9 protein-coding genes are annotated in these 14,486 nt (G+C 68.2%); 3 read left to right on the top strand and 6 right to left on the bottom strand.

Translation table 11 applies throughout. The annotated features are described in order from the left end of the window. Window positions 1-113: 113 nt before the first annotated feature. Both CYFUS_RS45135 and CYFUS_RS45140 read right to left on the bottom strand, forming a co-directional pair. Window positions 114-5,390: a trifunctional serine/threonine-protein kinase/ATP-binding protein/sensor histidine kinase gene (locus CYFUS_RS45135; protein WP_095990857.1), complete on the bottom strand. Its 5,277-nt coding sequence runs from the start codon at window positions 5,388-5,390 to the stop codon at window positions 114-116. 52 nt (window positions 5,391-5,442) lie between these two features. Beyond that, entirely contained in the window at window positions 5,443-6,888 is a 1,446-nt protein-coding gene (locus tag CYFUS_RS45140; RefSeq protein ID WP_232537177.1) for an amidohydrolase family protein, read from the bottom strand. 502 nt (window positions 6,889-7,390) lie between these two features. On the opposite strand from CYFUS_RS45140, the gene CYFUS_RS45145 reads away from it, so the two are divergent. After that, on the top strand, window positions 7,391-9,694 hold the full coding sequence (locus tag CYFUS_RS45145; RefSeq protein WP_095990859.1) for a Kelch repeat-containing protein: 2,304 nt from the start codon (window positions 7,391-7,393) through the stop codon (window positions 9,692-9,694). Window positions 9,695-9,894: 200 nt separating this feature from the next. On the opposite strand, the gene CYFUS_RS45150 is transcribed toward CYFUS_RS45145, so the two are convergent. Next, window positions 9,895-10,350, bottom strand: a complete 456-nt coding sequence (locus tag CYFUS_RS45150; protein ID WP_095990860.1) for a hypothetical protein — start codon at window positions 10,348-10,350, stop codon at window positions 9,895-9,897. A 274-nt stretch (window positions 10,351-10,624) separates the two neighbouring features. Between CYFUS_RS45150 and CYFUS_RS51395 the strand changes: the two genes are divergently transcribed. Continuing rightward, complete coding sequence (locus tag CYFUS_RS51395) at window positions 10,625-10,786, top strand: hypothetical protein (protein ID WP_157759020.1); 162 nt, start codon at window positions 10,625-10,627, stop codon at window positions 10,784-10,786. A 5-nt stretch (window positions 10,787-10,791) separates the two neighbouring features. Then, a complete protein-coding gene (locus tag CYFUS_RS45155) occupies window positions 10,792-11,400 on the top strand; it encodes a DUF1801 domain-containing protein (protein WP_095990861.1) in 609 nt (202 codons plus the stop codon). Between the two features lie 28 nt (window positions 11,401-11,428). Here the strand turns inward: CYFUS_RS45155 and CYFUS_RS45160 are convergent, their stop codons facing one another. The 3 genes from CYFUS_RS45160 to CYFUS_RS45170 form a co-directional block, all read right to left on the bottom strand. Then, window positions 11,429-11,947: a methylated-DNA--[protein]-cysteine S-methyltransferase gene (locus CYFUS_RS45160; protein WP_095990862.1), complete on the bottom strand. Its 519-nt coding sequence runs from the start codon at window positions 11,945-11,947 to the stop codon at window positions 11,429-11,431. Next, window positions 11,944-13,401 carry a DNA-3-methyladenine glycosylase 2 gene (locus tag CYFUS_RS45165; protein WP_332468447.1) on the bottom strand — a complete coding sequence of 486 codons (1,458 nt, stop codon included), beginning with the start codon at window positions 13,399-13,401 and terminating at the stop codon, window positions 11,944-11,946. The genes CYFUS_RS45160 and CYFUS_RS45165 overlap by 4 nt, the downstream gene beginning before the upstream one ends. Window positions 13,402-13,509: 108 nt before the next feature. After that, window positions 13,510-14,292 carry a hypothetical protein gene (locus CYFUS_RS45170; RefSeq protein ID WP_095990864.1) on the bottom strand — a complete coding sequence of 261 codons (783 nt, stop codon included), beginning with the start codon at window positions 14,290-14,292 and terminating at the stop codon, window positions 13,510-13,512. Window positions 14,293-14,486: the final 194 nt, after the last annotated feature.

The following is a 14,486-nucleotide window of genomic DNA, read 5'->3' on the forward strand; positions in this document are numbered from 1 at the left end:
GAGGGGGTCAGGAGGCCGAGGCAGACCGCGAGGACACCGAGGGACACAGAGGTGCTGGGGGACATGTGGACCAAGACAGCCTGACGAGCCCGGGAATTCATCGAGGCCCCGCGTCAGAGCGGCCGAGAGAGGGGGAGCTCGAGCGTGGCCGTGGCGCCCTTGCCGGGGCCTTCGCTCTCCAGCAGCAGGCGGCCCCCCATCATCTGCGCCGCCAGCGCGCTCGAGTGCAGGCCAAAGCCATGCCCCTCCTCGCGGGTGGTGAAGCCGAGCGCGAAGAGTTGCCTGTGGAGCTCCCGCGCGAAGCCCTTGCCGCTGTCCACCACCTGAATCCGGGCCACGCTCCCCTGGACCGTGAGCCGCACGCACAGGTGACGTCGCCCCTCGGGGAGCTCGGCCATGGCATCCTTGGCGTTGCTCAGGAGGTTGATGAGGATCTGCAACACCTTGTGCTTGTCCACCTGCATCCTGGGAGCGTCGGTGAACTCGCGCGTCACGGAAATGCCGTGGCGCTGCAGCGTGACCAACTGGAAGCGCAGGCTGTCCTCGATGAGCTGGGTGAGATCCCACTCACTGAGGATGAGTGATGTCTTGGCGTAGTCCTGCTGCACCCGGATGATGGCGTGGATGTGCTCGAGATGCAGACTCATCTCGTTCAGGTTCGTCTGGAGTTGGAGCCGCTCCTGGCGGAGCGCCTCGGTGAGTGCCAGCAGGTAGTCCGGCAGGACGCGGCCTTTCGGGTCGCGCGTCAGGAAGCCGACCAGGTCCGCCTGGTGCTCCTTGAGCAGGGCGGAGAGTTGAGCCGCCCGGTCGAAGCGTGAGGCCGCGACCCCGGAGCGCATCAGCTCCAGGTTGATGACGGCGCTGGTGAGGACGTTGCCCACGTTGTGCAGCACGTCCGAGGCGACCTCGGCCATGCCCGCCGCACGGGCCGTGTCCACCAGCTGGGCCTGGGCCTGCTTGAGTTCGCGCGTGCGCTCCTCCACCCGCCGCTCCAGCTCGTCGTTGGCGCCGCGCAGGGCGGCCTCGGTGCGCTGAAGCTCGGCGTACAGCCGGGCGTTCTCGATGGAGATGGCGGCCTGCGAGGCGAGCTGCCCCAGCAGCAGGATGCGCTCCGGCGTGAACGCCCCGGAGGCGAACCGGTTCTCCAGGTACATCACCCCCGACAACGACTCCTGGCGCATCAGCGGCAGGCAGAGCACGGACCTGGCGCCACTGTGCTCGAGGTAGGGCTCGCCCGAGAACGGGTGAGGCGCCGCCGCGTCGCCAATGAGCACATGCTCGCGCGTGCGCCGGACGTAGGAGAGGATCGTCCAGGGCAGAGCGGCCCGCGTGCCGCCCGAGGCATCCGTGTCGACCACGACCTCGAGCTTGTCACCGCGCGGCAACAGCAGGGCTCCCCGCTGGGCCCCCGCGCTCTCGGTGGCGACCCGGATGAGCGTGGACGCCAGCCGCTCGAGGACGATCTCGCTGGAGATGGCCTGCTGAGCCTTGACCACGGCGAGCGCGTCGATCTCCTGGGACCCCGAGGAGGAGGTGGTAGTGCCACCCGTGGGTGCCGCCACCGGGCGCATCAGGGACGGCCACAGGACGTCCAGCTGCTTGACCTTGCCCTGGGCTCCCCACTGCGCGTACGCCTCCCGGGCCTGGCGCGCGTAGGCCTCCGCGATGAAAGGAGCCTGCCGCTTGCGGTAGAAGTTCGCCGCCAGCTCACACACCAAGGCCACGTAGTGGATGAAGCCGTGGTCGCGGGCCGAGCGGAGGGCCTCCTCGTACGCGGGGAGCGCCTGCTCCAGGTGGCCCCGGACGCGGGCCAGTTCCGCGAAGACGAGCCGCTCGAGCGCGCGGAAGGTCTCGGGACAGTTGCCTGCCCATTCCTCGAGCTGTCGCCCGTGCGCCTCGGCGGCCTCGAGGTAGCGCCGCCGCTCCTCCTCCGTCGCGCCCTCACAGCACGCGACCAGGGTGAGGGCGCGGAAGAGGTGGAAGTCCAGGAGGGGGATGATGCCGATGAAGGACCAGATGAACGCCGCCGCCTTGTCCCCCGCCTCACGGGCCTCCGCGTAGGAGCCGCACATGAAGCGCGCCTGCATCTTGGAGAGCCAGTACTGGCACACCATGCTGCTCATGTGGGCCGGCGACAACGAGGCCTCGAGAGCCTTCTCGTCGAACCCCTCTCCATCCAGCGTGCCGAACGTGGGTGAGTTGCCCCGCAGTGTCTGCATGTAGCGCAGGACGATGAGGGTGGTATCCACCACCCCCACGAAGCCCGTCTTGCGCATGAAGTCCATCCGGGCGATCGCATCCTGGTAGACGTCATCCAGGGGGTGCCCCATGGCCTGCCGATTCCAGACGACATGGCCGACGATGTAACAGGCGAACAGATAGTCGTTGCTCTGGACCGCGTGCTGGAAGGCATTCAGCGCGTGCGCGTGCGCCTCGGCCAGGGGCCGGCACCAGTAGCTGATCATCTCCAGGTTGAAGAACGCCCGGACCCGCTCCTGGGTCAGGTCGTACCGATCCACGAGCGCGCGGGCGAGCACGCCATAGGCATAGCCCTCCTGATAGCTCTTGAAGAACATCCCGAGCAGGATGCCGAGCGAGCTGTACCCGATCGCCGACTCGTTGGTGTTGCCGTAGCGCAGGCTCAGGGAGACCATCCGGCAGACATGGAGGACGAGCAGGTTGTTGTCGGTGAAGTAGGCGGAGGGGAAGAGGCGGCCCAGGACGCTCATCACCGGCTTCATGTCCGCGTCCGTCATCAGCGGCAGCTCGACGAGGCTCTCGATGGAACGGCCCCCCAGCAGGGCCTGGACCTCCTCCCGGGCGGCCACGGCCTCCTCCCAGGAGGGATGCGGAGACATCGGCATGCCCAGCAGGGTCAGTCCCTCCAGGAGGCAGGTGACGGAGGCCTCGATCTCGCCGACGATGAGGTGCACCTCATGCCTCAAGGTGTAGGCGGCGGCGATGTCCGCCCGGTTCCGTGCCCGCGAGCACAGCTCTTCCAGCAGGCGGCGGGCCTCGGCGAGATTGCCGCTCATGAGCTCGCTGCTCGCCCGATCCAGCCGCACCTTGAAGGCCAGCGCGGGGTCCAGCGCCCAGGGATCGCCCGGGATGAGCGAGAAGGCCATCGCGAGATAGGCGGCGGCCGAGCCGTGCGCGCTGGAGGCCCGGGCCTTCCAGCCCGCCTCGGCGTTCAGGCGCGCGAGGCGGTGGCGCTCCTCGTGGCCGCCGATGAGCTCCACCCCGGTGTTGAGCTGGCTCACGATCTCGAAGAGCCTCTCGCGCACCTCCTCGGCGGACAGGCGCTCCAGCAGCAGGCGCCCGATGCGCACGTGGATCGCCTGGCGCTCGCCTTCGGGGATGAGGGCATGCGCCGCCTGCTGGATGCGATCATGCAGGAACCGGTACTGCTCCGAGGCACTGCGCACCACCAGGCTCTCCTGGAGCGCCGGCTCGAGGCCCCGCTCCACCTCGTCCGCCTCCAGGCCGGCGATGAGGGCCAGCATCCCGAGTGAGAAGCTGTTGCCCAGGCACGCCGCCAGGGGGAGCAGGTGCCGGGTGCTCGCGGAAAGCTGGTGCAGGTTGCGAGCCATGAAGTCGACGATGTTGTCGGAGTACCCGCGGGCCCGGACGCCCTCGGCATCCCAGCACCAGCCCCCTCCGGGAATGCGGCCGAGGAGGCCATCGTGGTGCAACGCCTGCATCAACTGCAGGAGGAAGAACGGGTTGCCGCCCGTCTTCTCGTACACCTGTTGCGACAGGGGCAGGATGACCTCCGCCCCCGCGCCCGGGAGCGCATCGCCCACGAGGTGCTGGAGCTGCTCCAGGCTCAGCGGCGCGAGCTGGAGGTCGGTCACCGCGACCTTCGCCTCGTGCACCTCCCCGAGCATCATCATCAGCGGGTGGGAGGGGCTGACCTCGTTGTCCCGGTAGGCCCCGATCCACAGCACCGCTGGCGCCTCCTCCGCGGTGAGCAGGGACTGGAGGAGCCGGAGGCTGGCCAGGTCCGCCCACTGCAAGTCATCCAGGAACATGACGAGCGGGTGCTCGGCGGTGGCGAAGACGCCGAGGAAGCGGAGGAACACCTGGTTGAAGCGGTGCCGCGCCTCGACGGGCGGAAGCTCCGGGACCGCCGGCTGCGGGCCCAGGAGGAGCGTGAGCTGTGGAACCAGCTCCACGAGGACCTGGCCATTGCCCTGGAGGGCCTCCCGCAGGCGCTCACGCCACCGGGCCACCTCCTCGTCGGTGCCCGCCAGCAACTGGCGCACCAACCCCCGGATGGCCTCGGCCAGGGTGGCGTAGGGAACGTCCCGCTGGAGCTGATCGAACTTGCCGCTCAGGAAGAACCCGCGCCGCTGAACCACGGGCTTGTGCAGCTCGTGGACCACCGACGACTTGCCGATGCCGGAGTAGCCGCGGACCAGGATGAGCTCGGGCCGACCTCCGCGCGCGATTCGCTCGAAGCCCTGGAGCAGGGTGGCGACGTGGGTGTCTCGCCCGTAGAGCCGCTGGGGGAGCTGGAAGCGGCTGGGGATGTCCCGCTTGCCCAGCACGAAGAGTTCGAGCGCGCCCCGGCGCAGAGACTCCCCGCACTCCGCGAGGTCGTGCCGTAGCCCCTCGGCGCTCTGGTAGCGCTCCTCGGCGACCTTGGCCAGGCACCGCATCACGATCGCGGACAGCACGGGCGGGACGCTGGCGACGAGTTCGTGCGGCGGCCTCGGCAGCTGGGCCATGTGCGCATGGAACCACTCGAGCGCGTCACGCCCCTGGAACGGCCGGACGCCCGTGAGCAGCTCGTAGAACGTCACGCCCAGCGAGTAGAAGTCGGTGCGGTAGTCCACCACGCGGTTCATGCGCCCGGTCTGCTCCGGGGACATGTAGGCCAGCGTTCCCTCGATCAGGTGGGTCGGCGCCGCGTCCACATGCTCGGTGCGCTGGAGGGTGGCGGCACCAAAGTCGATGATGCGCGGCTCGCCCGAGGGCATGACGATGATGTTGGAGGGCTTGATGTCCTTGTGGATGACTCCCCGGAGGTGAATCTCCGCCAGGGTCGAGGTCAGGGAGACAGCCAGCTCGAGGAAGCGGACGAGTTCGAAGGGCTGGCCCACCGCCTCGGAGAGGGCCACCCCCTGCACCTCCTCCAGTACCAGGACGGGGCGGCCGTTGACCCGCTCGCACCCATGGGGCCGGGTGACGCCGCGCACGCCCAGCAGCCTCCGCAGGATGTTGTGCTCCCGGCGGTACCGCTCGTCCTCGCGCGGGCCAGCGCAGGGGTCCACCGGCGTCTTGATGATGACCGGTGCGCCATCCGCCTCGCGCACCGCCTGGAACAGCAGGTTCGAGTCGGTGGCGCGGACCGGACGACGGAGCGTATAGCCTGGAAGGTTCAACATGGATGGAGTCCACCCCCAGGGCCGCGCTCACGCAACACCCCCGAACTCTCCATCAGAAGAGCACGCGCTGGACGCCCGCCGCCTGGAGGAGGTAGTCCCTGGACGCTTCGAGGGCGGCACGCAGGGGGGCCCAGTTCACATCGACGAGGGCGCCTCGCCACTTGCGGATCCGTCCCGCGACGATGACCGTGTCCACGTTGCTGCGGTCCATCAACGTGACGACGGCCCCCGGCACATTGTTGAGCGGGGCCACGTTGAGGGCATTCGCGCGCAGCAGGAGGATGTCGGCCTCCTTGCCCGGCGTCAGCGAGCCGATCTTGTGGGAGAGGCCGGCCACCCGGGCCCCCTCGACCGTGGCGAAGCGAATCACGTCGCGGCACGTGAGGAGCTCGGGCAGGTTCGTCTCGCCGTTGATCGCGCGCTCGTTGATGAGTGCCCGCTGGAGCGTGAAGACGGTCCGCATCTGGGTGAAGAAGTCCGCGGTCATGGTGCACTCGACATCCGTGCTGAGCGCGGGCTGGACGCCATGATCGAGCGCGGACTGGATCGGCGGCAGGCCGTGCCGCATGGCCATCTCGATCGGGGCCGCGATCGAGACGCTTGCCCCCGAGCGGGCGATCGCCTGCCAGGAGCCCTCCGAGATGCGGCTGGCGTGGATGAAGACGAGGTCGGGCCCGAGCAGGTTCTCGCTCGCGAGCTGCTCCACCAGCGTCTCCTGGCCGAGGCTGCCGACGAGGTGCGTCACGATGGGCAGGCCATTCTGGCGCCCGATCGCCCAGTAGGTCCGGAACGAGGCGTCGAACACCTCCCCGCCCATCGCCAGGGTCAGGAGCTGATCGGTCGAGGAGAAGTACCGGCCGCGGATCCGCTGGAGATCCCTCGGGAAGATGTTGCCGGGACCCACTCCCGGTGAATACACAAACACCGCGCGTCGGCCCGCATCCTGAAGCCCCTGGATGACCGCATCGGTGTGCGCCGGAGTATGTCCCACCTGCGACGTGTCGACGACCGTGGTCACCCCCGCGTCCAGCTGGCTGAGCGACGAGACGAGCTCGGCGAGGTAGGCGTCCTGAGGCCTGAAGACCGGCGTGATCTTGGTGTGGATGTAGTCGAGGTAATTCTTCTCGCCGTGCGGCAACCCATCGTTGAACAGCAGGCCGTCGGACAGGAAGCTGCGCAGCGCGGTCTGGTATTGATGGTGGTGGGTATCCACGAACCCTGGCATGACGATCATGCCCGCGGCATCGATGATCGCCGCACCGGGAGCGTTCAGCCTGGCTCCCACCGCGACGATCCGCTTGCCTTCGATGAGCACGTCGCCCTGGGCGAAGTTTCCCACCTGGGGATCCATGCTGAGGACCGCGCCGCCCTTGAGCAGGTAGCGCCGGTTCGAAGCACCGGTGTCCCTTGGCATGTCCTGGTCCCTGGCACCGCCCTCTTGCGACAGGTCCCCCCGCGCGGTCGCCGCCAGCACCGGCGTGGGGACCGAGGAGGCCACCGCGGCCCCGAGGGCTAGAGCCCCTCCCGAGAGAAACTCGCGACGGGAGGAGCCCGCATTCACTGGCTCGCCGTCATGGTTCGAATGGTTTCCGCAAAGCTTCTGGCACATGTCGTACTCCCCCTCTGGACTCACCAGAGCCCATTGTCGTGCCACCTCATTCGCGAGGCGGCGACACTGATTTCCCTGGAGTACTGGCAAGACTAGTGGGTGGCAGGGTGTGGCGTCGAGCCTCGTTCATCGCCATTCTCGAGACGATCGACGCAGCGCGATAGCAGAGGGCAGCGGGGAGGTCCGTTCCAAGGTCAAGGCCCGAGCGTCTCCTCCTGACGTGTTGCTCACCGGGAAGGGGGCTCCCACGGGTACTCCCTTTCCGATGTCAGGCTTATCGCGGCATCTCCGGTTCTCCTGACATGGTTTTCACGTCAACGAGATAAAAAAGTTATCATCCTGCTCCGTCCACTCTAGCCTCACCAGCGCATTACCCACTGGAGGTCAAAGAGTGTCCGTATTTCGCCGTCTCTCCTTTCTCCCCGCATTGCTGCTGCTCTGCATTGCCGCCTGTCACACGCAGCCGCAAGGCTCCGTCAGCTTCGCCGCCGCCGTCCAGCAAGCCCTTTCCGCCAGTGACGTCACCCGCGTCACGGTCACCATCTCCGCTTCCGACATGACCTCCATTGTCGTCGACCTGGCCGAGTCGAACGGCACCTGGGGAGGGTTGATCGGCAATATTCCCGCTGGCACCAACCGCACCTTCGTCGCCGACGCTTTCGACGCCTCCGGCACCAAGCGCTTCCAGGGACAGACATCCGGCGTCACCATCATCGCCAATCAGACAACCGCCGTCGCACTCACCCTGCAGGAGCTGTCTCCCCAACCGCCCTACAGCAACGAAGCCCCGCTGATTGACTCCGTCGTTGCGGCCACCACCGCCGTGCAGACGGGCGCCTCCCTCTCCCTCACCGCGACGGCCCACGACCCGAACCCGGGTGACACCCTCACCTATGCGTGGAGCGCCACGAGCGGTACCTTCTCGGCCCCCACCGCGGCCAATACCACCTGGACCGCGCCCACCACCCTCGGTGTCCAGACCCTCACCTTGACGGTGACGGACTCGCAGGGGGCGGCCGTCTCCGTCTCCCTTGCCATCAACGTCTACTCCGGTGTCGCCACCGGTAACGCCGCCATCAACATCTCCTTCAACTTCGCGCCCGTGGTCTCGAAGGTCTCCGCTTCCCTCAACCAGCTCGACGCGGGGCAGTCCACCGCGGTCTCCGTCATCGCCTCGGACGCGAATGGAGATACCCTCTCGTACCTGTGGTCCGCCTCCTGTCCCGGCACCTGGACGAACGACACCTCGAGCGCCGCGTCCTTCGTGCCGTCTTCGGTCCCGGCCAGCGCTTGCAACAACTGCCGTCTCACGGTGACCATCCAGGACGGTCGCGGTGGCCAGACGACGGGCTCGCTCAACCTGTGCGTGACCTCCACGTCCACTCAGCGTTTCCCGCCTGTCTTCACCCACTATTACCAGTCCGCCCTCTCCGCCTCCGCGGGACAGCCGGTCACCTTCGAGGTCAACGCCCAGGATCCCCAGTCCAGCACCCTGACGTTCGCGTGGAGCGCCAACATGGGCTCGCTGGCCACGGCGCAGAATACCGCCAGCACCAGCCGCGTCGTGTGGACGGCGCCTGCGTGCGCTGACGCGGGCCCTCCCCCCTCCGTGACGGTGGTGGTCACCAATGCGTACGGCCTCTCCGCGTCCATGCCCTTCGCCCTCTCCGGGCTGCCGGCCTGCGCAACCGGGTCGTCGTCGGCCGGCTTCATGGCCACGGCGCGCGCCAGCCACACCTCCACCCTGCTCCCCTCCGGCAAGGTGCTCATCGCGACGGGCGAGAATCGCAGCACGCCCGCCACCGCGGAGCTGTACGACCCGGCCACCAATTCCTGGTCCTCCACCGGCTCCATGGCCTCGCCCCACGACTCCGCCCCGGACATCGTGCTCCCGTCGGGCAAGGTGCTCGTCCCAGGCGGGTACAACCAAGGCTCCGCCACCGCCGTCGTGGAGGTGTACGACCCGGCCACCAACGCCTGGTCCACCGCCCGCGCCATGACCGCGGCACGCTTCGGCCACACCGCCACCCGGCTTGCCTCCGGCAAGGTGCTCGTCACGGGAGGGTTCAATGGCAGCTTCCTCTCCTCCACGGAGCTGTATGACCCGACCACCAACACCTGGACCCCCGCTGCGTCCATGACCTCGGTGCGCTACCTGCACATGGCCACCCTGCTCCCGTCGGGCAAGGTGCTCGTCACGGGAGGCTATGGTTCCGGCTTCTTCTCCACCACGGAGGTGTACGACCCGGCCACCAACTCCTGGACTCCCACTGCGTCCATGGCCTCGGTCCGCTACGCCCACACCTCGACGCTGCTCGCGTCCGGCAAGGTGCTCGTCGTGGGGGGACAGTACGCTTACTACAACAGCCATCTGGCGACCGCGGAGGTGTACGACCCGGCCACCAACGTCTGGTCCCCGGCGGGCTCCCTGAGCGTGGAACGCTCGGGACACCTCGCCACCCTGCTGACCTCCGGCAAGATCCTCGTCTCGGGCGGGGCCGACAACGCGGACAAACCCCTCACCTCCGTGCAGGTGTACGACCCGGCCACCAACTCCTGGTCCTCGACGGCGCCCCTGGCCGTGGCACGCAGTGCACACAACGCCACCCTGCTGAACTCCGGGAAGGTGCTCATCTCGGGGGGCATTGGCACCGGAGGCGCCTATCTCTCCTCCGCGGAGCTCTACACGCCCTGAGAGGCTTGCTCGGGAGACGCTCTGCCTGAAGCGAGGCGCGAGAACCCGCTGAAACAAGAACGCCCGGGCCGTGTCATCGGTCCCGGGCGTCATTGCCAGACAGCGTCCGTCCCCCGCCCAGGGAGGAAGGTGTCGGAGGAAGGTGTCAAAGGAGCCCCCGGGAGGGGGTGTCCGGGAGGGGGTGTCAGACGATTTGTAGGCTACGAGCCCTTTGACACCTTCCCCGAGCTCTGGAGCGCCTCCGCCACCAGCCGGATGACTCCAGTGGCATCGTCCACCGCCGCAAGCGCCTCGTAGAGCGCCTCGTGGAGCTGTCCGGGGTCCTCGGAGAGGGCGAACCCGAGAGCGGAAGCTGCACGAGCCTTCGAGAAGAGCCGGAGCACCTCCGGCCTCTTTGTTTCATCGCCTTCCTCATCCAGGCGAAGGTACTCGTCATCGAGCCGGGCAGCGAGGCTCTCGATCTTCTGGAGCAGATCGCGATCCACCTCCCCACCATGGCGGAGGTGCTCGAGTGCGGCGGCAACCTCTTCACCTTCAAGACCAACCCGCGAGGCTACAAACGTGCAGGCAACCAGCGTGGCCTTGCGTCGTTGCCCGGGTGTCGCGTGCCTGAAGCTCTCGGCCAGGTCGGGAGAAATCGAATTCAAGCGGAACATGATTACGGCACCTTCAACGGCGTCACGGGGATCGCTCCGATTTGCCCGTGCGAAGTCTCAATGCTGCTGTGGCGGGCGCAGTACTCCTCCTGCCTCGCGCATCGTATGGAGGCGAGGGTTTTTGGTCCAAATCTGATCCGGTAAGAACCAATTTGGTCCCCAGGGAGATCCGCGCCTCTTCGTCAGAGGAGAAGGGAGACGCGCGAGGTGATCTTTCCGGTCATGGTCGCTGACGCCGTCCTTTCCGGCCGCGGCCTCGTGCTAGGATGCCGCCATGCCCGACGAGGCGACCGCCTTGACCGACCCCGGTCTTCCCTCCCTCTACCAGCGTTACATCAACTGCCTCAACCGGCGGGCTCTGGCAGGCCTGGTCGACTTCGTCGACGACGACGTGCGCCACAACGACCGGCCGATCTACCAGAGCGCCAAGGGGTGAAGACAATGGCCAACAAAACGTCCAAGAAGCCGGCGAAGGTCGCCAAGAAGGCCGCCACCAAGCGGGTCACTGCAAAGGCGGCCAAACAGCGCAAGACGGCCACCAGGTCATCGGCTCGTAAGCCCACGAAGGCCGCGGCGAAGAAACCGCCGGCGCACCATGCGATGCCCAAGGCCAGCGCAACCAAGACCAAGAGCCCCGCGGTGGCCGCGAAGCCGGCCCTCCTCTCAGGCGGCAACCCCCAGATCGCGAAGGACTACGGCGACGCCCCCGTGCAGGCCTACATCGCGGCCATGCCGGGCTGGAAACGCGACGTCGGGCTTCGTCTCGACGCGCTCATCGTGCGCACCGTCCCCGGCGTGCACAAGGCAGTCAAATGGAACTCGCCGCTGTACGGAGTCGAGGGCCAAGGCTGGTTTCTCAGCATCCATTGCTTCACGAAGTACATCAAGGTGGCTTTCTTCCGCGGCATGTCGCTGCGTCCTGTCCCCCCCGGCGAGTCCAAGAGCAAGGACACGCGCTACCTCGACATCCATGAGGACGACCCGCTCGACGAAGCTCAACTCGCCGCTTGGGTGAAGCAAGCCAGCCAATTGCCCGGCGAACGAATGTGAGCGGCCAGTGCGTGCCGTGTGCGACTCATTAGAGTGGGAGCAAGGCCTGGCCCACCCGAGAGGAGCCCCCACGAATCCGCTGCTCATGCTCGAGCAGCCACTGCTTGGTGGGCACGCCCCCCGCGTATCCGGTGAGCGCCCCGCTGGTGCCCACCACCCGATGACAGGGAACGACGATGGAGAGCGGATTCCTCGCGTTCGCGGACCCGACCGCCCGCGAGGCCCCCTCCCGGCCGATGTGGCGCGCCAGGCCCGCATAGGACCAGGTGACGCCCAACGGAATCTCCCGGAGTGCCTTCCACACCGTCTGCTGGAAGGGCGTCCCGATCGGCTCGAGCGGAAGCTCGAAGGACCCACGCTCGCCCGCGAAATACTCCTCCAACTGGCGTCGTGCCTCCCGCAGCACCGAGTGCTCCTCCCCCTCGCTCGCGACGAGCACGGGAGCCCGCTTGTGGTTCTCCAGGTAGATGGCGGTGAGTGCCCCTTCGTTGGCGTACAACCGGAGGGGGCCCACCGGGCTCTTCAGGGTCGTGGTGTACAGCTTCATCCGCCTGCTCCTTCCGAGAGAGAAGTCCAGAGGTGTATCGCCGCGTACGAACGCCACGGCCGCCAGGCCTCGGCCCGCGCTCCGGCCTCCTTCGCCGTCACGCCCCCGAGTGCCTTGCGAATCCCGAGATCGCTCGCGGGGAACGCGTCGGGCCAGCGCAGCGCCCTCATGGCGACGTAGTGCGCCGTCCAGGCGCCGATGCCCGGCAGCGCCTCCAGCGCCGCCATCGTCCCGTCCACCTCCGCGTGCCGGTCCAGCCGCACCGAGCCCTCCGCCACCGCCCGCGCCACCCCCAGCAGGCTCCTCGCCCGCGCCCCGGGGAGTCCCAACGCCGCCACGTCATCCTCCGACGCCGCCGCCAGCGTCTCCGGCAGTGGGAACAGCCGGGAGAGCTCCGCATGGGGACCGTCCACGGGCTCGCCGAAGCGCGCGACGAGCCTCCCGCTCAGCGTGGTCGCCGCGCGCACGGTGACCTGCTGCCCGAGGATGGCGCGCACCGTGAGCTCGAAGGGCTCGAAAGCACCCAGCACTCGCAGCCCCGGGTGCGCCCGGATGCACTTCGCCAGGAGCGCGTCGTGTCCGAGGCACTCCGAGATGACCTCCGGCTGCGCATCGAGATCGAAGAGCGCCCGCAGCCGCGTGGCCACCTGCATCAGCACTCCCGCCAGTGACAACGAGACCTCGGCCAGCAGCGCGGGGCGCTTCGGATCCTTCCGGACCACGAGCCAGCCCGTCTTGGCCCCCAGGCGCACCGTGCGCCGGTATTCGGAATCCCCTACGTACTCGACTCCTGGAATGGCACGACCTCGCAGGTAAAGCAGGAGCTGCTCCCAGTCGAGTGGCGGGCGATAATCCAACCGGAGCACGAGGGAGCGCGAGCCCACCGCCTCGTCACTGGCTCGCCGCAGCTCCGAAGGGGGCCTGCCGAAGCGCTCCTGGAAGAGCGCGTTGAAGCGCCGGACGCTCTGGAAACCACTGGCGAACGCGACCTCCGCCAGCGGGAGCGCGGTGTCCTGGAGCAGTTGCTTCGCCAGCGCGAGCCGCCGCGACTGCGCCAGTTCGACCGGCGAGACACCAAGCTCCGCCTCCATCGCCCGGCGCAGGTGCCGGCTGGTGACGCCCAACTCCGCCGCCAGCTCATCCAGGGACGACTCGTTGAGGAATCCCCCCTCGATGCGAGACACCGCGGCCGCCACCAGCCTCGGAACGGAGTCCACGGGTGCGCTGCCCGGGGCCAGCTCGGGGCGGCACAGCAGGCAGGCGCGGAAGCCCGCGTGCTCCGCCTCGGCGGCCGTGCGGTAGAAGGCGCAGCGCTCCTGGCGGGGCGTCCTCGCCGTGCACACCGGCCGACAGTAGATGCCCGTCGTGGACACCCCGACGAAGAAGAGCCCATCGAAGCGCCGGTCTCGCGCGGTCAGGGCCCGGTAGCAGGTCTCGTTCTCCAGCGTCTTCATCACGGGGCTTTCGTAGCGTGGCCGCTCCCCGCAGTCTGGCCGTTTTCGGACCTGACCGCGAAAATCGGGTCGCCGTCGCCGCGGGCCTGTCCCCGAGTGTCGCTCCCGTTACGGCAGCGGCTGCCCGCCCTGGCTGCCGCCCAGGTCCTGGCTACCGCCGGTGCCCTGACCACTGCTCGTCACGTCCACGCGCAGCGCCGTCGGCTCACCGCCCACATCCTGGTACGAGGCGCGCACCTGGCTGCCCTCGGCGATGTCCGCGGTGGAGCCCTGACGCCCATTCACCATCACCTGCGTCTGCTGGGTGAGTTGCAGGCGGATCTGCGGCTGCCCCGGAGCCCCCGCGCTGCTGAGCAACAGCTCATCCGGGCTCGAGCTCACCACCCGGCCCGTCACCATCTGCTGCATCTGGCCCGAAGGTTGTTGCTGGGCCGTCTGCTGCTGGGTGCGCGCCACCTGCTCCTGCTGCTGGGCGGCCTGCTGCTGCGTCTGCGCCATCTGCTCCTGCTGCTGACGCTGCGCCTCGGCGGCCTGCTGCTGAGACTGCTGGACCTCGGCCTGGGCCTGCTGCGCCTGATTGCTGGCCTGCTGCTGAGCGGTCTGCGCCTTCTGGGCCTCCTTCTGGGCCCTGGCCTGAGCCTCCTGGAGGTCCTGCTGGGCCCGCTGCACGTCCTGACGCGCGTTGGCCACGTCCTTCTGCTCGTCGCTGGCCCTGGCCTGTGCATCCTCGGCCTGCTTCAGCGCCTCCTTCGATTGCTCCTGCGCCTTCTCCACCTGAGCGTGCGCATCCCTCTGGACGTCCCGCTGTTGTTGCTGACCCTGTTGCTTGCAACCGGCGATGAGCAACAACGCGGCCACCCCGGCGGACCACCACCACGAACCCTTGAGCATGAGCCTCTCCTGTCGAATACGAGACAAGTCAAAGATGGAGCCCGTGAGTGGGACGCCAACCCGGTGTGCCCACGGGTGCGGCTCCTCCGTCTGACTGTCTTCCAGGCCTGGACACGGGCCAGGACGGCTCACCGTCCCAGCGCTTGGACGAGCGACCCCCGCTCCCTACATCGAGCCCCGCGTGAGGAATGGAA

The sequence above is a fragment of the Cystobacter fuscus genome, from assembly GCF_002305875.1.
Classification (GTDB): domain Bacteria; phylum Myxococcota; class Myxococcia; order Myxococcales; family Myxococcaceae; genus Cystobacter; species Cystobacter fuscus_A.

Bases quoted from the DNA above. Each gene is read 5' to 3' on its own strand.
- CYFUS_RS45160 (WP_095990862.1), bottom strand. From the start codon at position 11,947: ATGAAGCTGTACACCACGACCCTGAAGAGCCCGGTGGGCCCCCTCCGG.
- CYFUS_RS45170 (WP_095990864.1), bottom strand. From the start codon at position 14,292: ATGCTCAAGGGTTCGTGGTGGTGGTCCGCCGGGGTGGCCGCGTTGTTG.
- CYFUS_RS45150 (WP_095990860.1), bottom strand. From the start codon at position 10,350: ATGTTCCGCTTGAATTCGATTTCTCCCGACCTGGCCGAGAGCTTCAGG.
- CYFUS_RS45155 (WP_095990861.1), top strand. From the start codon at position 10,792: ATGGCCAACAAAACGTCCAAGAAGCCGGCGAAGGTCGCCAAGAAGGCC.
- CYFUS_RS45135 (WP_095990857.1), bottom strand. From the start codon at position 5,390: ATGTTGAACCTTCCAGGCTATACGCTCCGTCGTCCGGTCCGCGCCACC.
- CYFUS_RS51395 (WP_157759020.1), top strand. From the start codon at position 10,625: ATGCCCGACGAGGCGACCGCCTTGACCGACCCCGGTCTTCCCTCCCTC.
- CYFUS_RS45165 (WP_332468447.1), bottom strand. From the start codon at position 13,401: ATGAAGACGCTGGAGAACGAGACCTGCTACCGGGCCCTGACCGCGCGA.